13 protein-coding genes and 1 pseudogene are annotated in these 20727 nt (G+C 56.0%); 9 read left to right on the forward strand and 5 right to left on the reverse strand.

The window, feature by feature from the left end; translation table 11 throughout:
- The first annotated feature begins 89 nt into the window (after positions 1-89).
- Positions 90-1991 carry a GmrSD restriction endonuclease domain-containing protein gene (locus tag HMPREF2743_RS09690; protein ID WP_246824495.1) on the forward strand — a complete coding sequence of 634 codons (1902 nt, stop codon included), beginning with the start codon at positions 90-92 and terminating at the stop codon, positions 1989-1991.
- Between the two features lie 121 nt (positions 1992-2112).
- Entirely contained in the window at positions 2113-2619 is a 507-nt protein-coding gene (locus tag HMPREF2743_RS09695; RefSeq protein ID WP_070818703.1) for a GNAT family N-acetyltransferase, read from the forward strand.
- Here HMPREF2743_RS09695 and HMPREF2743_RS09700 read toward each other — a convergent pair.
- From HMPREF2743_RS09700 to HMPREF2743_RS09715, 4 genes are all read right to left on the reverse strand, one after another.
- On the reverse strand, positions 2616-3083 hold the full coding sequence (locus HMPREF2743_RS09700; RefSeq protein ID WP_070818704.1) for an ASCH domain-containing protein: 468 nt from the start codon (positions 3081-3083) through the stop codon (positions 2616-2618). The two genes, HMPREF2743_RS09695 and HMPREF2743_RS09700, sit on opposite strands and share 4 nt — an antisense overlap.
- A gap of 155 nt (positions 3084-3238) precedes the next feature.
- Positions 3239-4816, reverse strand: a complete 1578-nt coding sequence (locus tag HMPREF2743_RS09705; RefSeq protein WP_070818705.1) for a PTS ascorbate transporter subunit IIC — start codon at positions 4814-4816, stop codon at positions 3239-3241.
- 11 nt (positions 4817-4827) lie between these two features.
- Positions 4828-5658: a PTS sugar transporter subunit IIAB gene (locus HMPREF2743_RS09710; RefSeq protein ID WP_070818706.1), complete on the reverse strand. Its 831-nt coding sequence runs from the start codon at positions 5656-5658 to the stop codon at positions 4828-4830.
- A gap of 247 nt (positions 5659-5905) precedes the next feature.
- Positions 5906-9235, reverse strand: a complete 3330-nt coding sequence (locus HMPREF2743_RS09715) for an exonuclease domain-containing protein (protein ID WP_070818707.1) — start codon at positions 9233-9235, stop codon at positions 5906-5908.
- Positions 9236-9662: 427 nt separating this feature from the next.
- Between HMPREF2743_RS09715 and HMPREF2743_RS09720 the strand changes: the two genes are divergently transcribed.
- From HMPREF2743_RS09720 to HMPREF2743_RS09730, 3 genes are all read left to right on the forward strand, one after another.
- On the forward strand, positions 9663-10910 hold the full coding sequence (locus HMPREF2743_RS09720) for an arginine deiminase (RefSeq protein WP_070818708.1): 1248 nt from the start codon (positions 9663-9665) through the stop codon (positions 10908-10910).
- 1659 nt (positions 10911-12569) lie between these two features.
- Positions 12570-14141 carry an alanine/glycine:cation symporter family protein gene (locus HMPREF2743_RS09725; RefSeq protein WP_070818709.1) on the forward strand — a complete coding sequence of 524 codons (1572 nt, stop codon included), beginning with the start codon at positions 12570-12572 and terminating at the stop codon, positions 14139-14141.
- 21 nt (positions 14142-14162) lie between these two features.
- The gene (locus tag HMPREF2743_RS09730; RefSeq protein WP_070818725.1) at positions 14163-14795 is read left to right on the forward strand and encodes a type 1 glutamine amidotransferase; all 633 of its coding nucleotides are present in this window, start codon (positions 14163-14165) and stop codon (positions 14793-14795) included.
- Positions 14796-15355: 560 nt separating this feature from the next.
- On the opposite strand, the pseudogene HMPREF2743_RS09735 reads toward HMPREF2743_RS09730, so the two are convergent.
- Positions 15356-15994, reverse strand: a pseudogene (locus HMPREF2743_RS09735) (IS3 family transposase); the annotation flags it as partial.
- A gap of 789 nt (positions 15995-16783) precedes the next feature.
- Here HMPREF2743_RS09735 and HMPREF2743_RS09740 point away from each other — a divergent pair.
- The 4 genes from HMPREF2743_RS09740 to HMPREF2743_RS09755 all read left to right on the forward strand — a co-directional run bounded on the left by HMPREF2743_RS09740 (position 16784) and on the right by HMPREF2743_RS09755 (position 20686).
- The gene (locus HMPREF2743_RS09740; RefSeq protein WP_210400263.1) at positions 16784-18022 is read left to right on the forward strand and encodes a hypothetical protein; all 1239 of its coding nucleotides are present in this window, start codon (positions 16784-16786) and stop codon (positions 18020-18022) included.
- Positions 18023-18054: 32 nt separating this feature from the next.
- The gene (locus tag HMPREF2743_RS09745) at positions 18055-18627 is read left to right on the forward strand and encodes a hypothetical protein (RefSeq protein WP_070818712.1); all 573 of its coding nucleotides are present in this window, start codon (positions 18055-18057) and stop codon (positions 18625-18627) included.
- 3 nt (positions 18628-18630) lie between these two features.
- The gene (locus HMPREF2743_RS09750) at positions 18631-19224 is read left to right on the forward strand and encodes a hypothetical protein (protein ID WP_070818713.1); all 594 of its coding nucleotides are present in this window, start codon (positions 18631-18633) and stop codon (positions 19222-19224) included.
- A 208-nt stretch (positions 19225-19432) separates the two neighbouring features.
- Entirely contained in the window at positions 19433-20686 is a 1254-nt protein-coding gene (locus HMPREF2743_RS09755; protein WP_070818714.1) for an ATP-binding protein, read from the forward strand.
- The last annotated feature ends 41 nt before the right edge of the window (positions 20687-20727 follow it).

Genomic DNA, 20727 nt, shown 5'->3' on the forward strand with positions numbered 1-20727 from the left:
CACTTCACCTAGCTAAGCCCAACACCGAACACAGCTTTTAGCCGAAATAAATCTCCCGAGTTCTCCTCCCCCTTTGTCCCTTTTAAGGCATGCTGGAAAGGACTGTTTTCGCCACAGAGGAGGCTCCGGTGGGTTTCAACACCAACATGCACCAACTATCGGCGCTGATGCGCAATACCGAGAACGGAGAGATTCAGCTCCCCGATTTTCAGCGAAAATACAAGTGGGAGGACGAGCGCGTTCGCCAGCTCCTCATCACCATTTTCCGTGGGCATCCACTGGGCATCATCATGCTATTGGAAACTGGCAACTCCTCTGTCAGGTTCAAGCCACGGCCCATCGAAAGCACCGAGGCTACTGCCACTTCCGAGCCCAAGTTCTTGCTTCTCGACGGTCAGCAACGACTGACATCGCTTACCCAAGCCCTCAAGGGTGATGGCGTGGTTCATACCAAAGACTCACGCGGCAAGCGCCTCGACCGCAGGTACTTCATCAATATCCAGAAGTCTATTGAGGATCCCTTCGAGCTGGATGAGGCAGTGATCTCCGTGCCAGCTGATGGGGTAATTCGAACCAACTTCAACCGCGATATCGTGCTTGATCTCAGCAGCATGGAGAAGCAACACGAAGCGGGTTATATCCCCGTTTCGCTACTGCTTGATCAGATGGGGCTTTTCGAATGGTTCGGCAAGTTGGGCGATACCGAGCTCATGACCGCATTCAGCGATGGGATCATCCGTCAGGTCAACGAATACAAGATTCCTGCGATTGAGTTGGACAAGCAGACGGACAAGGCAGCGGTGGCCACTGTCTTCGAAAAGGTCAATGTTGGTGGACTCCCACTCAACGTTTTTGAGCTCCTCACGGCGGTGTTTGCCGGCGATGCAGAGTACTACGACAAGTACCAGCGCGATTTCCGCCTCAACGATGACTGGGTGGAGACCAAGGAGCTGTGGAAAGAACATGATGTCCTCCACAAGGTGGAAAACACTGACTTCCTCCAAGCAATCACCATGCTGACGACTCTTGAGCGAAGCAAGCATTCCTCGGTAAGCCGCAAAGTCGGCCTGTCTGCCAAGAGGGAAGACGTTTTAAGGCTTGAGCTGAACGACTACCTCACCTGGCGCGACGCCCTGCGCCAAGGATTCATCTGGGCGGCAGGCTTCCTCGCAGACCTGCACATCTATCGATTCAGGGATGTCCCCTACCCGAAGCAATTAGTGCCGCTAGCTGCCATCGCCGTTGTCCTTGGCAAGGAAGCAGACAAGCACCACGTGAAAGAAAAAATCACGCAGTGGTTCTGGAGCGGAGTCTTGGGCGAGCTTTATGGCGCTGCCATTGAGACACGCTTCGTGCGTGACCTCGAAGGGGTGCCCGCTTGGGCGATGGGTGAAGAAACTACCGCCCCGCGCACCGTGCAGGACGCTACTTTTGCTGAATCCCGCCTTCATTCCTTGCGCACCCGCAATGCCGCTGCATATAAAGGCATTGCCGCGCTCATCATGGCACAGGGCTCAACGGACTGGGTCGAAGGAAAACAATTCGGTGCTTTCCAGTACAGGGACATGGCTGTGGATATTCACCATATTTTCCCGAAGGACTGGTGCAAGAAGAACGGAATTGATGACGAGCGCCGCGAATCTATCGTCAACAAGACGACGCTGAGCGCACGCACCAACCGTGTCATCGGTGGCGTCGCACCGTCGGCATACTTGTCCAAGGTTGAGAGCGAATCAGGCTTCGATGCCGACGGCGTGGACGACGTTCTCCGCGGACACCTCATTTCACCCGAAGCACTGCGCAGCGACAACTTTGATGCGTTCTTTGGACTTCGAAGGGAATCACTCTGCACGCTCATCGAAGGTGCCCTGAAGAAGACGGTCCAACGCGATGTCAGCGAAGGAAACGCTGTGGAAGACTCGTCGTTCTTCGAGGAAGAAGCCCTTGAAGAACCAGGCCAATTGGTAGAGGGACCCGTATCAGAGGTCTGAGGCAACATCGTTTTCTCACCGACCAGCGCAGCAACGCAACCTTCGATCAAGAACGCCTGCACTACACATGTCCAGATTGGGTAGCCTTGACAGACCGTAGCTTTCAATCTTAGGAGTCGCAATGAATGATGCTCACGCCCTCCGCACCCCGCGGCTCAGCTTGTCAACACCAATAGATGCCGACATTGATGCCATCTTCGCCATTCACTCGGATGCTCGCACCTACGAGCACCGCCCCGAACTGGCTATGAAGTCCAGGGAGGAAGCCGTGGAGCTGGCACGCGCATGGCAAGCTAATTGGTGCGAGAAGCAGCTGGGCTACTACGTGGTGTCCACGCTTGATGGCACCACTATTGGCTTCACCGGTGTGCGCCATAGCAAGGAAGCCGGTGAGGAAGTGCTCAACCTCTACTACCGCTTCGCACCCGAATCGCAAGGCCAGGGCTATGCCAAGGAGGCCGCAGCCGCTGCGATTGCCAGTGCGCGCGAGCGTTTCCCGCAGCTCCCTGTGGTAGCCATCATCGATCCCACTAATGAGGCGTCGATTGCCCTAGCCCTAAAGCTCGGACTTCAGCATGTCCCCGGCGCAGGAGTTCCGGGCGACTACGAGGTGTACCAACTCTCCTAGGTTTCGGCGTTCCACGGCTCTAAGTCCCTGGTTGGGTACCGCGAGTCGATGGTGAAACGCTGGCACACCACCTGGGTGTCATTGTTGATGTCTAACTGCCCGATATATTCAACGAACTCGGGTGAGCGCCAGAACTCTTCATGCCCGGCGCGCCATTCACTGGCATCGGCGTAGCCCTCGCCCTCGGCGATGGCGTGCTCGTCGCTGACGTCCGCGAGCCGGCAGACCTGGACCTCGGTAGTACGGATGACGCACACCACGTTGTCGTGTGAGTCGAGGACCGCTTCAAGGGTGCCCACATCCTCGCGTGGGTTATGGCCACGCGGGTGCTCAACCAGTAAGGATGTCGTGGTGGTTTTCGTGCCGTCCAGGATGGCGGTGACGAGGGCGTCGCGAAGCGGGCTCGGGAAGGCGAACTCGCCACGGGGTAGTTCCGTTAACGGGACTATTGGGTCCTGAGTCATACAAACACCTTAATCCGCTATTTGGTCAGTGCGAATATGCAAGACACTAGGCGTCCGCCTCACTTCCCCTATCGCTCTGAGGCCGCGCCGCCTCTTCCTATTAACAGCAGCGCGGCACTCGGTGATTCGCGTATGTTCTTTAGCCTAGACCCGGCTTAGGAGATCCGTGCAGGCGGAACCGGTGCGCCGTCAGGCGGCAGAACCTTGGGGTACTTCTTGGAGGCTGCAGTCTGGCCGGCAGCGAGTGGTTCTACATCACTCTCGGTGGTGGCTCCCGATCCTTCACCCGGCGTGGGGCGCCAAGGGGTGGGGTCCCAGTGCCCGTCGACAAGCTTGCGCTGCGATACCCAGCCCAGCGCGAAGACAGCCGCACCGCACAGCGCAACGAAGACGAGGCCAAGGGCACCGTCGGCACGCGTGGACCAGCCCAAAAGGAGGCCGAACCAGCCGAAGTCGGCATCACCAAAGGTGGTGTTGGCAGAACCGAAGGAACCGAGCACGCCCAACAGGAACGCAGGCAAGAAGGTAATCAGCAAACCGTTAGCGAAAGCACCGAAGATCGCTCCGCGGCGCCCACCCGTCGCATTGCCATAAACGCCAGCCGCGCCACCAGTGAAGAAGTGCGGAACCAGGCCAGGGAGAATCAGAGCAACGCCAAAGGCGGGGTTGAGCCACAGGGAAAGAACCGCCAAGCCAATGAGGCCGCCAACGAAAGAAGAAATGAAGCCCACCAACACGGCATTCTGGGCATACGGGAAGACGATAGGTGCATCCAGAGCTGGGATAGCACCGGGAACCACCTTGGCAGCAATGCCTTGGAAGGCCGGAACAAGCTCACCCAGAATTGTGCGCACACCAAACAGAATCACTGCCACGGCAACACCGAATTGAAGGCCCTGGGTAAAGGACTGCATGAGATAGTTACCTACGTTGGTGGCACCGCCCTCAAAAGCAGTAAATGCTTCTTCAGTACCCGCGCGTGCAATAAACAGCACGGCCAAGACGATGTACATCAGCGCCATGGATAGCGCGGTGGCCACCATGGAATCACGGAGGAAGCGGAGTCCCTCAGGGAGCTTGAGTTCTTCAGTCGACGGCGACATCTTCTTGCCCTTGCCACCAACGACCTTGCCCACCGCACCCGCGGCGAGGTAGCCGGCAGTGCCGAAGTGGCCGATGGCAATCGAGTCATCACCAGTAATGCGGCGAGTCCACGGATGCGCAATCGCCGGCAAGGCAACCATCAGGACACCGAGCAAAACGGCGCCGAAGAGGACGACGATCCATGAAGAGTAGCCAGCCGGGGCCAGCACCATGGTGAGCATGGTGGCCATAAACAACACGTGGTGGCCGGTGAGGAAGACATAGCTCATCGGTGTAAAGCGCGCGAGAAGCAGCGAGACCACAAAGCCTAGAATCATGACCCAGGCAACCTGGCTACCAAACTGGTCCTGCGCAATACCGACGATTGCCTCGTTGGTGGGTACGACACCTTGTGCGCCAGTTGCACCGGCAATCATGGTTCCGAGCGGTTCAAGGGAAGCAGTGACGAGACCAGCACCGGCGCCGATGAGCAGGAAGCCCAACGTCGCCTTGATAGCTCCGCCCAGCACTTGGCCCACGCCGCGGCCCATGGCTGCAAGGCCGACCGCGGTGATGAGACCGATCAGGAATGCCGGAACGGAGAGAATTTCATTAACAACAAAGTTTGCAATTGATAGTAGGAAGTCCATTTTCGGTCACCTTAAACGTCGTAAAGCTCGCGCAGAGCCCCATCAATTTCGGACATGTTGGTGAAGTCTTCGATGACGTGGACGGGAACGCCGACATCCCCCAGCGTGGCAGCAATCTCACCCGATGTCAGGAGGAAATCTGCTTCCTTTGCGCGCCCCTTCGCAGAGATAGTGTCCGTTGCTTCAACGTCAAGGTAAGAGCCCCAACCCCAGGCGTCGAGGACCTGTTCCAACGTGTTCTTGAGGAACAGCGAGGTGCCTAATCCATTTCCACAAACGGTGAGAATCTTGCCTTTTGACGGCACCGAATCGCTGCTCTTTTCAGACCGCGCAGCCTGCGATGCCGCCGGAGTGCTCGTAGCAGCGGCCTTTTGTTCTGGGGTTTTCTTTACACCCGCAGAGTCAAGGACTTCACGCAGTTCCTCTTCTGTGGATACATTGTCCAAGGCGCTGCGGGTAGCGGAGTTACCCAGCAGCCCTGCCAATTCCTTCATGGCCGAAAGATGTTCTGATGCGTCACGTGCTGCAAGCGCCACCACGAGAGTGACCGGATCGTTCGACTTATGGCCAAACTCCACTGGTTCAGCCAACCTCACCCACGACAACGCTGTGTTCTTTACTGCCTCCGATGGGCGGGCATGAGCGAAAGCGAAACCGGGGGCAACCACGATATACGGACCATTGTCTTCGACAGATTTCACCATCGCTTCCGTGTATGCCTGCGTGGCATCACCGGAGCGTTCCAGTAGTTTTCCGGCGAGGCGAATGGCCCCGCGCCAATCACTCGCGTGGCCGTTAAGCTCAACAGCTCCGGGTGCAAGGAGCTTATTTATTGTGGACATTTCTCTAGTCCTTCTTGTAGCAGGTACCGGTTCTCTCTTGATAACCGGCCTTAATTACTAGTTATTACCAGTTCACCTGTGTGAGTCAAGGCTCTCCCCGGCCACGGTTTGCTCCGCATCTCTGCAGATGCGTTAAGTGACCGCACGCAGAGTTCAAGCTACGCCGCACTAGATCGCGGGCGCAGGCTTTGAACCCGCCGAGTCTAGGACTGATGGCTTTGACGCTTAGGAGCTGGACAATCCGCTCCTATAATTCTTGAATCAGATCAGCAATATCGTCCTGGCGGCGATGGCGGAATCTAGCAACGGTCCGGCGGCGTGGTGCCTTAGGACTCAACCCGAGGACTTCATTGACTCGTGCCAGCGAATCCTCCACTGCTTCAGAAGGCTCGATTAGTTGCGGGTCAAGGCCTACAAAGTTGTAGAGCAGCTCGAACCCGCTAAGGCCCAGTTGCTCATCGGGCGCGCGGGTGACGTCAAAGGACTTGTCCGAGCCCAGCTTCAACCACACTCGTTGCCCCTCATCAACGCCGAGTTGCTCCAGGAAGCGCCGCATCGTCGAGATAGTCGCTTGCTTCAAACGGTTGACGCGTACAAATTGCTCACCGAGCCTGCTCCTCAGGGCGACAGTTCCGTTGACCTCCATGCCATAATAAGCAGCTACTCCTAGCGGGACGGGGAAGCCACTGCCACGTAGATGGTCCTTGTTCACGGTAAGCAAAAGCTGCCACGAGCCATCCCGCCAGTACACATCCCGGGTTTCTTCAATGTCACCTTCAACGACGTTGGCGGAGTCATCGATGCGTCTGAACACCATCCCGCCGCGGGTTTCGAATTCTCCCAGTGATGCATACTGGCGGATTGATGCCTCCGCAATGCGGAGGCGCTCTTTCTCCGCGAGGAGTTCATCCAACGGGACAGCTGGTACCTCCTCTGCAGAGCCGCCCTCGCCGATTGAGTAGGTGTGCTCGCTGGCATCAAGTCTCTCCCCTATCCAGCTAGCGATGTTCCGGAACTCTTCGCCACCCCAGTCCCGAAGAGCCCACTGATCTGCTGACACCCTGATAAGGCGCGGATCAATGGAGAATTGATTCGAGGCCGATCGGAAGTTTCCGCCACCCAAGGAATCCATAATCTCCTCAGCGGTCATCGGCTCACCATTAATAGCAAGCACACTAACTGCACGGTCTTGATAGCTTCCTGCCTTTGTCAACACTTTGTCATCGAGAATTAGGACCCGAAGCTTGTCATTAGTCACGATGAATTCTTCAATGAGCTCATGCGAGGTCCCAAGCGAGTCAGCCAACTCATCCAAGCTCACCACGCCGTAATCATCGGCTAAATCGCTGAGCTTCTGGGCCACATCTTCATCGAAGCTAGGCTCCAGAACCCAGCCGTCACGAACCGTCCACTTCTTTCCCACTGCGGTAAAAAGCTCACCGAAAGTACAATCAAATTCTTTCGCAGGCATGAGCAGAGCAGGGAACTCGCGTCGAACCTCTTCCACCGAGCGAACCGGTGCGAGGTGTGTGAAAAGCTCGGCAGTGATCGCCTGGAAAAGCTCATTGTGCGAGTTAAAGTTCTTGCGCCACTGGTTTTCCAATTGACGCACGCGTTCCCGGGTCACCCCAAATTCTGTACCTATTTCCTCGAGAGTTGCCTCACCAACCCAGCGCTTCTTCACAATCTCGATCTTCCGGGCATCACCTTCCGCGGCGGCAGTAACCTCATCCGTGGCGCGTTGAAAAAGCGTTGCTAAAGGTGCAGCCTTTTCCATCTGGCTCAACAGCTCGGGAATCTCTGATTTCACGCTATCCGGTAGATCGGTTAGGGCAGCATCGGGATGAACCAGTTGTAGCCACCCGACGTATAGAGCAAGGTCAGTTGGGTTAATGCTAGGGGCTTCCGGAAGGCCCAAGAATTCTTCGGTGGCCTCGCCCAACTCTTCATCCACGTACACATCATTAAGCCTGTCAATATCCACCAGCATTTCCGCGCTGGAATTATCAATGGCGGCGAGAATGACGGCTTCGACCATAGCGGTCAATTTGTGTTGCCCCACACCGGGCAAATCCTGCAAGTCTTGAACAGTTGCGGTCAGCGGTTCGGGAAAGCGCGCGAACCATTGGGAGTAGCTCCTCTTTAGCGAACCCTGGGCCTCGATGGGCGTCGTCGAGGTAAGCTGCGGGGAAATCTCTTTGAGCGGACGAGTCGGGTATTCCACGCACCACTGCCGTGCCAATTGCTGAGTCTTAGTCATTTCCGCGTCGGTTGCATCTGCATCGACGGTGCTCCACGCGAAGATATGTGAGAACCCCGTCGACTCGACTCCGGGCTCCCCCAATGACAAATCCTGCGATTCCGCTTCCGTTGCACCACCCAAGGATTGAAGTAGCTGCGCAAAGGTTTTCTCTCCCACGATGGGAATGCTGTACTCCCGAGCTTTCCGTGCTTTACCGCTCATGGAGTCTGGGTTGGCGGCGACCAACAGAGCTGATTTTTTCGTTACTCCTCCGACGTTTAAGCCGACTGCGGTAGCTCTCTTCTCCCACTCTTCGCGGGGCAGATCAAGCTGGCCGGTAAACGTCACTCGATCACCGGCAGAAAGCTGCAAGCCCAAATCATAAACACCTTGCTGCGGCGTGGTGAGAAGCTCCGTCGCGAGCTCCGATGGCAGACCCAGCTGTTCATTGAGCTCAGTAATCGTCTCCCGCTCTTCATCAGTGATCTGGCCATCAAGCCACGCTTCGATCGCTAGCTGGCGGATAAATTCCTCATGGATACTGAGCAAATCTTCTGCGCTGAGGCCATCCGCCTGCGCTTGGCTGCTAAGTTGTGCAATCTCTGATTTAGACAACTGCTTATCCGCCAAAGCCGAAGTCAGTGTCTTCCGGTAGTTCCCCGCGCCGCCAGCCGCGGTCCGTGGCACCGATTCAGAAAGTCGGGCTAGCCACTCGCCCTTGCTTGTTGCTGCCTGTGCCGGAACGTTCGCACGAGGCAGCGGATTTCGGCCCGCAGGATAGTCAAAAGGCGGCAGCTTAAGTGGAGCCGCGCTCATCAACAAGTTGGAGCCTTCTGAAGCCAATGTGGCAAAGAGCTGTGCGGTCGCTTCGGCATCGGCAAGTGCGGAATGCGGACGCCGATTAGTAATTCCCACCCGCTCCAAAGCATGAGCCAGGGTTGTCGATTCATCTGGATACTTCTGCCGGAATAAACGTTGGGTATCGACGATCCAGGCACCAAAGTGTGGCCACTCTAGCCCCAAACGCATAAATTCCTTTTGAAGGAAACGAGCCTCAAAGGCAGCGTTATGGGCCACGAGCGTATGCCCTTCGAGGATAGTTGCCAGCTCCCCTGCCACCTCTTCAAAGATCGGAGCGTCCACGAGGTCTGACGGGCTAATACGGTGGACAAAGCTGTTGGGAATCTCTCGCTGCGGCTGAACGAGAGATTCCCACTTTCCCGTAGCTTCGTGATTCTGATTGAGAAGCACCACTCCGATTTCTAGGATGCGGTCAGTAGACCCAAAACCTGTAGTTTCAAAATCGATGACAGCGTAATTCCTGTGCGTAGTCATGTAGCGTTCCTTAAAGTGAGCCTTTGGAAAGACGGAGCTTCCATTCCGGGATACCTGTCGAATGCTACCGGGCGTCGAAGACATCCTCGCGAGAAATCGAAACTCCGTGCGCAATCGGCAGCTACGCCCTCCAGGCACTCGGAGTTTCGTCTTCAACGTTGCCGCAGTGGTGGAGGGGTGGACGTCGGCAAGCGCTGCAAGGAACCGCACCACGTGCGCGCCAGGACCGTGTGAATAAACGCAGATAATAGTATGCATACAGTGGCAAAACCTGCACCTACGTGGACTTTTCCTCACTGTCGGGACCTTGAAAAGTTCAAACTTATCTTAGAATTGTCATCTAGTTCACAACTATCTCCTGTGGTGCCACCTCTCACTACATAAGTTGCTGACACGGTTCACCGCGTGCAAAGAAAGGTTCACGCAGATGACAACTCCCCCGCTGGGCGTGTGGTCCGAGGTTGGCAAGCTCCACCAGGTCATGGTGTGCGCACCCGGGCTCGCACACGAAAGGCTGACTCCGAGCAACTGTGCGGAGCTGCTTTTCGACGATGTCCTCTGGGTCGACGAAGCCAAGAAGCATCACGCGGAGTTCGTCGCCCAGCTGCGCAGCTACGGCGTCGAGGTGCTGGAGATGCACAAGCTTTTGGAGGAGACCCTGGCCACCCCTGGCGGGCGTGACTTCATCTTGGACTTCAAGCTGCTGGATAAGAACGTTGGTGTGGGCATCGGCGGCGAGCTGCGCCACTGGTTCAACGAGATGCCCAACGCGCGCCTAGCCGAGCTCCTCATTGGCGGGCTGCCGTTCGCCGAAATCCCGAAGGGTCTCGGCCACGGCACCATCGACGCCATGCGTGAGGTCTATGGACCTGATGCTTTTGCGCTACGCCCGCTGCCCAATACGCAGTACGCGCGCGATAACTCGGCATGGATTTATGGCGGGGTCTCCCTCAACCCCATGCGTATGCCCGCGCGCCACCAGGAAACGCTGCTGACCCGGGCTATTTACAACTATCACCCGCGGTTTGCGCAGGCGGATTTCAAATTCTGGTTTGGCAATACCGATGAGGAACCGGGGCTGGCAGCGCTAGAAGGCGGTGACATCATGCCGATTGGCAAGGGCATTGTTCTCGTCGGCATGGGTGAGCGCACCACATGGCAGGGCGTGAGCCAGCTGGCCATGCGGCTCTTCGAGGAAGGCGCGGCCGAGAAGATCATCATCGCGGCGATGGCTGCCGACCGCGCCTCGATGCACCTAGATACCGTCCTGACCTTCCTGGATGCGGACAAGGTCACCGTCTATCCCAAGGTCGTGGACACCATTCGGCCCATCGTTCTGCACCCCTCTACGAGCACGGCGCCTTTCGACGTCGAACTGCCCACCGACTCCTTCCTCGATGTCGTTGCCCAGGCACTCGACATTGGAAGCTTCGAGGTCATCGAAACCGGCGGGGATGTTTATACCGCCGCCCGTGAGCAATGGGACGACGCCAATAATGTCGTGGCCATTGAGCCCGGCGTGGTGGTGACCTATGACCGCAATAAGCACACCAATAAGAAGCTGCGGACTGCCGGCATCGAGGTCGTCGAGATTGGGTCGGCTGAACTAGGCCGCGGCCGCGGTGGCGGGCACTGCATGACCTGCCCAATCGTTCGCGATGCGGTGGATTACTAATCCGGACGCCCAAAGGACCGCCAGAAGGAACTATCACAGCCTTATTCGAGACCCCAGTTGTACACATATTCTATACGGGAACGCTCCAGCAGTACTGGTACATCGCGCGAAGCACCTGCTAAAACCCGAAGGGGCCTGCTTCCCTCACTACATATACTCGAAAGCTAGCCGCCGCGCTCAAGGGTCAGATGAATAACTTTCATTCCCCCCTCCCGGAATCCGCAGACCACAGGGCGTCGAGACTGTGGACTGTGACATCGATGCGCTGATTTTCAGCGTGTTCAAGATGCATAATCACCGAGCAGGCTACGTTATTGAAGAGCGCGCTGGGGATGGACGCGGATGTCCTGCCTAGCGGTCTCGGTGACCTTGAAAAATGCGTCTATGGGAGGAAGATTCAGTTCTGAAAGAAAACGCGCTGCCATCGGTGAAGGCACATACCACGTTCCTCTCGCCGGAGTACGCGGCGATGATCCTTACGCTCGAGATAAAACGAAAAGTCCTGTCCCCTTACCTGACGGACCGGACGCGGTACGCCCCTGACCCGCGCTGAGTGCAAGGCCATACAGGAAGTAATGAAGTACTCCTCCGCCAAGTGCACTTCTCCTTTGAAACTGCCCTATCCTGCTGTGACAGCAGTTGCGATACACGTTGTAGAGCATCGCACCGGCACGGAGGGTGCATTTGTTCACGCGCTCGTCGACGAAGCTCAGGTTTCCACGCCGGCCACTGGAAATTCCTCCGCGTATTGGCGAAGCGCAATCCAAATGAAATCTTTATCACTAGAGACTCTCACCAGCGGAATTTCAGTCAACGTCCGGTACTACAAAACTTCGGAATCGAATCCCGCGAACGAGCTCCTCAAAGCAGCCCGTTAAGTACCGCACTACAGTCCAGAGCCTGGGCTATGCCAAAGCCATCCCAGAAGGCACTTGGTGGTCGAACTCCGAAGAGAGGGTGGATAAGCTCACCGGCTACCACTCCGCGTGTCAGAGCAGGTCGTTCCCATCGATATGTTGACCCGCGCCGACCGGTGCAAGGAGGAGATTGCTCTGCAGCTAGATGAACACGGCGTAGCGGTCAGCGCCATTTCATCGGAGAGTCCAGTCGCTGTCATAACCATGCACAATGCCATGGGATGAAATTCACGCAGGTTATACTCCCCTCCTCAACGCAACCGCAAGAGCCCTTCCACAGCGATATCTGCTCAAGGGACTTGCTCCTGCTAAGCCCGACGAGGCATTCCAGTACACAATCAAGCACTCCCCCCCACGTAGCGAGCTCACGCACCCGCTACGCGCCCCTTATCAGTGTTGTGGGGCTGCGTTGAAACTGCTTGATTGCAGAAGCGAGAAGTAGACGGAGGAAAGAAGATCGGCTCTTCAAATCAGGGAGTGCCCGAATCTTCAGTAAGCAAGAAAAATCTAACCCCTGTATGGGGGTGATTCTACGGCTCATCGGTTGATTTTTAAAAGTTAGCAAAAATGGAAAAGTGACCAAAACTTTCCTGCGACCACTATTTTCTCGCAGAATCGACGATCTACATCTTTAACACCCCGCAACCTTAACGTAACTTACCGCACATTCACACTATGACGTGACCATAATCCTAATAACCGATTTGTTGGGATGAGAATTACAGAAAGGTCCTTCTTCGTAATGGAAGTTCTAGGTGCAATAAGTGGAGTGCTTTGGTCACCGGCACTAGTTGTATTACTGCTTGGTGCAGGTTTGTATTTTACGATTGCGACGAAGGGGGTACAGATTCGATGCATTCCCGACATGCTAAGGCAGATTCGGAGCTCAGAGAAGTCATCTTCCGGAATCTCGTCACTTGAATCGCTCATGGTGTCCCTAGCCGGCAGTGTAGGCATTGGAAACATGGCTGGCGTAGCGACAGCAATCGCTTTTGGTGGTCCGGGGGCAGTTTTTTGGATGTGGGCCGTTGCAATCATGGGTGCCGCTTCATCCTTCATTGAATGCACATTAGGGCAAATCTATAAGGAGAAGGACCGCGATACTGGTGAGTATCGCGGTGGTCCGGCTTACTATATTGAAAAAGCGTATCGCGGGACGAAGTTTGCACCCTTCATGAAGGCTCTAGCGGCCATCTTTGCGCTGGTGGTCACTCTTTCTACGGGATTCTTCTTGCCGGGGATTCAGTCGAATAGTGTAGCTGCAGCACTAGATAACGCTTGGGGGATTAATGTTACGGTCTCAGCAGTGGTTCTTACCACTGCGATTGCAATCATCATCATTGGTGGAATTAAGAGGATTGCGAACTTCGCTTCTCTTGTCGTTCCACCGATGGCAGGGTTGTATATCGTTTTCGCAATAGTCATCCTGTGCGTTAACTTCGAACAAATTCCAGAGGTCTTTGGGCTAATTTTTAGATCTGCTTTCGGGCAGGAGCAATTGTTCGCTGGACTCTTGGGCTCCGCGATTATGTGGGGCGTCAAACGAGGTGCCTACTCCAACGAAGCTGGGCAGGGAACTACTCCTCAGTCAGCGGCTGCAGCAGAAGTTTCACATCCTGCAAAGCAGGGATTTGTGCAGTCTTTCGCGGTCTACGTCGATACATTGTTTGTTTGCTCCGCGACGGCATTCATCATCATTTCGACAGGGATGTTTAAAGTTTTCGAACAACCCTCAGAAGAGAGTCCCGTCCGCTACCGCGGAAATCTTCCTGAGGATGTAGCTGTTGGTCCAGGTTTCATTCAGAACGGGCTTGATACCGTCCTGCATGGTTTTGGATCGTCCTTTGTGGCGATTGCGATTGGGTTCTTTGCCTTTACTACCGTTCTTGGTTCCTATTACTCGGCAGAAGTGAACCTTAGCTATTTCAATCGATGGGTAAGCAGTCTGAAGGCCCGACGGGGACTCATATGGACATTAAGGATTCTATTGCTGACATCTGTCTTCGTAGGGGCAGTTTCTACTCCGACAGTCGCTTGGGCACTTGGAGACATTGGCATGGGTGCTACGGCTTGGATGAACATTCTCGTCATTCTTGCTCTTCAAGCACCGGCGATCACCTGTTTGAAAGACTATGTGGAACAGAAAAAGCGTGGAGTGGACCCAGAATTTGATCCTAAACGTGTCGGTATCAAAAATGCTGACTTTTGGGAGGAGAGAAGCCAAAATCTTGGTTCGGTGGAGCGCATTCACTCAGAATCTGTTGTAAGACAAAACTCGCAGGAAGACGATCCAGGAATAACAGTTACACCGTAAGTGGAACAGAAAGGGAGAATTATGATTACTGTCATTCAACCAGACCCCATCGTAGGTTTGGATAGGTTTGAAAATTGGCTAGACGATGAGTACGAAATTGTCCCTCCAACACCTTCGCTTGAGGACTGCGGCGATCGAATCATCGTGCTTGGTGGAAGGATGAATGCCATTGATGGTGATTGGTTGGAAGATCTGCGCCAGCTATTGATTGAAGCCGTATCCCAAGGGGTTCCGGTTCTGGGGATTTGCCTAGGACATCAAATCCTTGCGACAGCGTTTGGCGGGGACGTCAGTTTGAACTCGGGTGTAGAGGACGGACCATTCAAAATTGAACTAACCGAAGAAGGTCTCTCTGACCCGATGTTTTCGGAAATTAAAGGTGAGTTTTTGGCAGCAGAATCGCACTACGACTCTGTCACCAAAATCCCCGAAGGAGCAGTGCTGCTGGCATCCAGCGAAAACGCAATTCAAGCATTTCGGATCGGTTCAGCGGTTGGAGTTCAATTCCATCCTGAGGCGTCGCCGAAAACTATGGCCTTCTGGGCTACGCTTTCCGACCAAAGCGAAGAGGAAATGCTCACCAAGATGTCCGCTGTAGACGATCGGATTGTCGCAGTTGGGCAAAGCATTGCTAAAAACTTTAGAGACCTGTAAGGCCCGTATTGACTACTTAGTTGGATGGCATCTCAAAGTGGTGATGAGTCCATTTCTAACTCTTGAAGTTGTTTGTCCACCTTGCATTGCCCGAAAGTCACGAGGGTTGGCAAGCAGCTAAAGCGGCTTTCAATCAAAGAACACACCTATCTATTCGGGTGTAAACTTAGCCGGTGTCAACGGCCAAAGACCCAGCTTTCCATACACTGACGGTGGAGAGGCTGGGTCTTAGACTACCGCAGCACCTGCATGACACACTTAGCAGTCGAAGTTCCACACGGCGTAAAACTTGCCTTCAGTCAAGCGGGGCCGACCACTGTAGTATTTGCTTTCCGGAAGCCAGGCCCGCCTAGAAAGTACTCGGGCGAATTCAGGGAGGAAGCGGCCCATCAGACTATCGAAAAGGTCCGCTTGGAGTCTTGCTCATTTCAACTCCCTGCACGGAGGTCGGCGAGCTCCTTTGCAGTATCTCATCACATGTCACGGGCTTGATACCATGACAGAGCCATTGGTCGTGACAAGACCGCACGTGAAGCGCCCTAGGATTAGTTCCGCTTCTTTTACAGCCCTGTGTTGATGGGCTGGGTGAGATAGTACTCGGTTTCTACTTCCTGTGGGGTGGCGTAGTCCAAAGCTTCATGAAGCCGGTTGATGTTCCACCAATGCACCCACCGCAAGGTGGCCAGTTCAACTTCCCCCACCGATGTCCACGGTCCTTGGGCATGAATCAGTTCCACCTTGTAGAGACCATTGACTGTTTCGGGTAGAGCATTGTCATAAGAATCGCCGACTGTTCCCACACTCGGCCGGATTCCGGAATCCGCGAGAGCGGTGGAATACTTCAGTGACACGTATTGGCCGCCCCGATCGCTATGGTGAATCAGCTGGTTTCCATGGATTCGCCCAGCAGTCGTTAACGCATGCTCCAAAGCCTCCATGGGCAGCGCATCGGTACGCATCGTCGAGCGTGTAGCAACACCAACAATCTTTCGGCTGTAGACATCCACGACAAACGCGGTGTAGGCGAATCCTGACAGGGTGCGAACGTAAGTAATGTCGGCAACCCACAACCTTCCTGGTGCTTGTGCACGAAACTCTCGCTGCACCAGGTCCGGGCGATGATCCGGCGTCTTCGGGCTAATCGTTGTCACGGGCGTTCGTCCACGCCTACGGCCGCAAACACCTGCTAGCTTCATCAGATGATCCCCTAGACACAACGCAGTGGGACTTTTACGTGGTCAATACTAACAACCTCGACAAGGCGTTGGGACATCAACAATCGATGACAATAAGCACCCTCAACACTGCGGTCTAACATTCACAAGTTTCTTCCTCCGGACTTAGCACTGCGATCCAGAATTCTCTCACTGGGGCGAAATTGTTTCCGCCCAGGCAAGAATCCCCACACCGAGCTTATCCCTAGCGGCCGTGGTGGCGGGCACTGAATGACCTGCCCGATGTTCGCGAGGCGGTGGATTACTAACAGCCCGATGGGAATATACTTTCGCATCGTTCAACACGCACCCCGCCCCGCATGAGGGGAGTGCAGGCGGCGGGGTGAGGGGGACGTCGCCAAGCGCAGCGCCAAATGCACCATAGTGCCTCCGCGCGTTTCTCACCCCGGGGTGAGAGATTCGGACATAGCAGGACCTTAAGTCCCCTCAACCTCACGGTAGAAAACGGGCAGAGTGAAGCCCACTGCCAGCGGATTTGATCGAAACCGTAGGATTTCTCCAACCCCGTATGGGGTCGACCAAATTATTGTGCACGAAAGGTCAAAACACTGGCAGTCATCATATTGGCATCGCTAACCTGCCCACCGCCCTAAGAAATATCATTCCCACTTTTCCTAGGAGTGCGCTTCCGGCACCTAAGATTGTTTCAGGATTAAATTAGTTCCACATCATTCTTTGAGTTTCTTTAAGGACGGTATCCAGGTGCACATCAAGGGATTGCGTGCGCTCGCGCCGCTGACCGCTACTGCCGCGATGGCAACCGCGGCCTTCATTGCGCCCGTGGCACAGGCGGCCAATATTCCGCCTATGCCACAGGCCTACCCCATCACGAACCTCTACAAGAGCTGCAGCGCAGCAGGCGAAGATAACCCCACGCCGGAATGGCACTTCGCAGAAACCGGCCGCCGTTACTTGAGCGACGGCACCCTGCAGTTTAAGAACACCACTGACCAAGAGGTGCCCTATACCGCTTCGGTGGAAACCGGCACCAACCACAAGATTGAGGCCAACTCCAAGGCCGCGATGCCCTCCGGGTGGGACACCACCGCCAAGTCCGATATCGGCCTGAAGTTGAGCAACGGTTGGCAGGAGAAGGAAACCTTCGGCCCCATCACGCTCAAGCCGGGCGAATCCTTCCGCGTGGAATATGGCGTGGTGGAAAAGGACTTCATCTCCATGTTCGTCGGCTGCAACGACGACCGTCTGGAGAACCTCCCCGGCGCCAACGTCATCCGCGGCAAAGGCCCGGCCGAGCGTTATGCCTTTGCCTACATCATCAAGGCGGATGGTTCGATTTCGGACCTGGCCATGGAGATTCCTTCCCGCTCCCCGGGCGCGAACTCCAAGCCCATCGAAGGCAACTACACCTCCGTATCCGGCCCCAGCCTGGAGAAAATCGCAGACCCGAAGAAGGATGAAATCATGCAGCCTTCCGAGGACCTGCAGCGCGACCCATCCTGGCCCAAGGAGGGCGAGACCTGCGAGGGCCGCGATAGCTCCTGGTACCCGCTGGATATCACTGCCGTGACGCCGACCTTCCGCAAGCCGGGCTACTCCACGGACTTCCTCAACTGGTCCAAGGGTGACTACGAGTATGCACCGGTCACTGACTTCGTCGTCGGTGCGGAGCACTCGCCCTACACCAACTGGCAGGACAACCGCGGGGATATCCCGAAGGGCTGGCTGGAATCCGTCGGTGCAGTCAAGCGTGCCTACATGCCGGTGGGAACTGAGCTCGAGCACGTCGACTTGGCCCCTGGTGAGCGCGTTCGCGTGGAGTACGGCACCACCATGACCCGCATCAACTACCGCGAAATCCACTGCGGCAAGGACGGAAAGTACAGTCTGACCTCCAACTACAAGCAGACCACCGCACCCAGCGGCTTCTGGGCGGAGGCCACCATCACAAGCAAGGACGGCTCCACCCGCACCGAGGACGTCACCCCGGAGGAGTACCACAACCTCCCAGTCCCGACCCAGACCATCTACTAATCCCCCTTCTTACTTTCCAAGGAGAATTCACCATGTTCAAGACCAAGATTGCTTCCACCACCGCTGCCGTGGCCATCGCCTGCGGCCTGATCGCTACCCCGGCCGCCAACGCCCTCCCGGCACGTGACCTGGGCCCGGCCAACCCGACCAACATTGGCGAGCACTGCGCCAACCCGGGCGATACCGGCCAGACCGTAAAGATCAAGCGCACCTACTTCGACGGCTCCGCTGGTTCCTGGACCATCTCCAACTACAACGACGAGCCGCTGCCGGTTACCCGCTCTATCAAGGAAACCAAGACCAAGACCTGGAACGTCTCCGCCGGCGTTGACTTCAAGCTGCTGGATCTGATCAACTTCACCTTCTCCTCCAGCTACACCGACTCCCAGTCCTATGAGGTCGGCGAGCAGGTCGGCCCGTACAACATCGCCCCGGGCAAGACCGCCGTCATGCGCGCCGGCTGGGTGGTCTCCGACTTCGAGGGACAGAAGACCATTTGCGGCTCCGATAACACCTGGCAGGCCAACGGCGAGACCTTCACCGCTACCCTGCCGAAGGAGCGCCACGTGGAGGTCTCCACCCGCGACAACAACGATTGGGGCTAAGACGTGCTGAAGAAGTCCATCGCGAGTGCCTTCGCTAGCGCCTTCGCCGCGCTCAGCCTGCTGGCGGCCGCTCCCGTGGCCTACGCCGCGGACTTCGGTGGGGACTTCGAGCTGCCCCAGCGCTGGAATAATGATTTCAAGCCGGGCACGCACTGCGCAACACCCGGTGAGAACGGCACCTATGTCACCGCCACCCGCCGCTGGTTCAAGCAGACCGATGCCACCAGCGTGGCCAACCGCAACGATGAGCCCGTGCCGGTCAGCCACACCGTAACCCAGGCCCGCACGCAGACCATTGAGGTCTCCGGTTCCATCAAGGGCGAGGGCGAGCTGGCCAAGGTGCTGACCCAGACCTATGGTTTCAACTACGTGCACGAGCAGCACTGGAAGCTGAACCAGGAGGTTGGCCCGTACACGCTGCCGGCAAACTCCCAGGGCAAGCTGGTGTGGGGCTTTACCATGCTCGACACCGACGGCCAGGACGTGCGTTGCAACACCGACCAAGAATGGGAGGCCGTGGGCAAGCCCTACTCCGCCACCGTTCCGGAGGCGCGCTACTCTGAGCTGCAGCTTGGTAGCGCCCCCGTCTGGGACTAGCTCACCTCCCCAGGCCGCACAGAAGAGGGCACCCCAAGCCGTTTCACGACGGCTGCGGGTGCCCTCTTTTGACGTTCCACAGCGTGATCAAACGGCAGCGGGAGCATTGCAGAACCGCAATTAACACCTTGCAGAACCGCAACGAGAGCATTGCAGAACCGCAATGAGACCCTTGCAGAACCGCAACACCGCAGGTAGATTGACTTCCATGACTGATTCTTTTCTACATAGAAACGCACAAGATCTGGCGGAAGAAATCCTGTCAGATACGCCTGTGCTGACTATTTCCGGCGCGCGCCAAGTAGGAAAGAGTACCCTCGTCCATCAATTGCTCGAAGGTAGAGAACATAGGTTCTTTAACCTTGATGAGAGCGCTTCGCTGGCTTCTGCAAAAGCAGACCCAGACGGGTTCGTCAGACAGCTCCCCGAGGGGACATTGGCCATTGATGAAATTCAGCGCGCACCAGAGTTGTTTCGCGCGATTAAAGGCGCACTCGAAGAAGATCGGCGGCCGGGGCGTTTTATCCTTACCGGATCATCCAACCTCCTCAGTCTCACGGGAGCTGAAGAATCTCTCGCTGGCCGCGCAGAAACTATTCGCCTTTACGGCCTCAGCGTGGGCGAACGCTTAGGCATCCACGAAGACTTTGCCGGCCGAATGTGGTCATTAAAAGATACAGGCATACAACCCGCATCTACCCCTTCCCGGGCCGACTACTTCCAGCTCTTCTGCACACCGAGTTTTCCAGGGCTTAGGGATTCTGCTCGGCGGCGGCAGCATCGATGGTTCGACGCCTATATTGAGCGAGTCTTGTCAAAAGACGCTGCCGAGCTCTACGGCATTCAATTCCCTGACCGCTTACACAATCTTCTCGCCAAGTTTGCTGCACAAGGCACCGCGGAACTTGTAGCGGCGCACATTGGGCGTGCACTCGACATTCCCGAACGCTCAGTCCCCACCTATGTAACTGCGCTGAGTGATGTCTTTTTGATTAACCAATTACCATCATGGGGAACAAATCTTGAGAAGCGAGCTATCTCTAAGCCCAAGGTCTTCCCCTCAGATACCGCTCTTGCTACAAGCCTGGCAGGCCTCGAGCCAGAGGCATTGGAAATGAACAATTCCAGCACGCTTACCGGCGGTATCTGCGAAGCCTTCGTTGCCAACGAGCTTCTGAAGCAGAAGGCATGGTCATCGGTTGATTATCGCCTCTTCCACTTTCGGACCTCTACCGGCAAAGAGGTTGACCTTGTGCTGGAATCACGATCCCGGGACGTTGTTGGCGTGGAGGTCAAAGCCGCGATGTCGATCCAGCCGAAGGATTTTGCTGGCCTGCGCTATCTTCAGCAGGTAGCTGGTGATTCTTTCCGCGCAGGAATTGTCTTGTACACGGGCAAGGACGTCCTGCCGATGGGTGAAAACCTCTGGGCAATGCCAATCTCGACGCTCTGGCACGGCTAAGTCCACGATAGCGAACGGCCTCCTCGCGCCATGAGGCCCAC

Source organism: Corynebacterium sp. HMSC036D02 (assembly GCF_001836165.1).
Classification (GTDB): Bacteria; Actinomycetota; Actinomycetes; order Mycobacteriales; family Mycobacteriaceae; genus Corynebacterium.

Coding starts and splice junctions, on each gene's coding strand:
- HMPREF2743_RS09690 (WP_246824495.1), top strand. CDS start 90: ATGCTGGAAAGGACTGTTTTCGCCACAGAGGAGGCTCCGGTGGGTTTC.
- HMPREF2743_RS09695 (WP_070818703.1), top strand. CDS start 2,113: ATGAATGATGCTCACGCCCTCCGCACCCCGCGGCTCAGCTTGTCAACA.
- HMPREF2743_RS09700 (WP_070818704.1), bottom strand. CDS start 3,083: ATGACTCAGGACCCAATAGTCCCGTTAACGGAACTACCCCGTGGCGAG.
- HMPREF2743_RS09705 (WP_070818705.1), bottom strand. CDS start 4,816: ATGGACTTCCTACTATCAATTGCAAACTTTGTTGTTAATGAAATTCTC.
- HMPREF2743_RS09710 (WP_070818706.1), bottom strand. CDS start 5,658: ATGTCCACAATAAATAAGCTCCTTGCACCCGGAGCTGTTGAGCTTAAC.
- HMPREF2743_RS09715 (WP_070818707.1), bottom strand. CDS start 9,235: ATGACTACGCACAGGAATTACGCTGTCATCGATTTTGAAACTACAGGT.
- HMPREF2743_RS09720 (WP_070818708.1), top strand. CDS start 9,663: ATGACAACTCCCCCGCTGGGCGTGTGGTCCGAGGTTGGCAAGCTCCAC.
- HMPREF2743_RS09725 (WP_070818709.1), top strand. CDS start 12,570: ATGGAAGTTCTAGGTGCAATAAGTGGAGTGCTTTGGTCACCGGCACTA.
- HMPREF2743_RS09730 (WP_070818725.1), top strand. CDS start 14,163: ATGATTACTGTCATTCAACCAGACCCCATCGTAGGTTTGGATAGGTTT.
- HMPREF2743_RS09740 (WP_210400263.1), top strand. CDS start 16,784: ATGGCAACCGCGGCCTTCATTGCGCCCGTGGCACAGGCGGCCAATATT.
- HMPREF2743_RS09745 (WP_070818712.1), top strand. CDS start 18,055: ATGTTCAAGACCAAGATTGCTTCCACCACCGCTGCCGTGGCCATCGCC.
- HMPREF2743_RS09755 (WP_070818714.1), top strand. CDS start 19,433: ATGACTGATTCTTTTCTACATAGAAACGCACAAGATCTGGCGGAAGAA.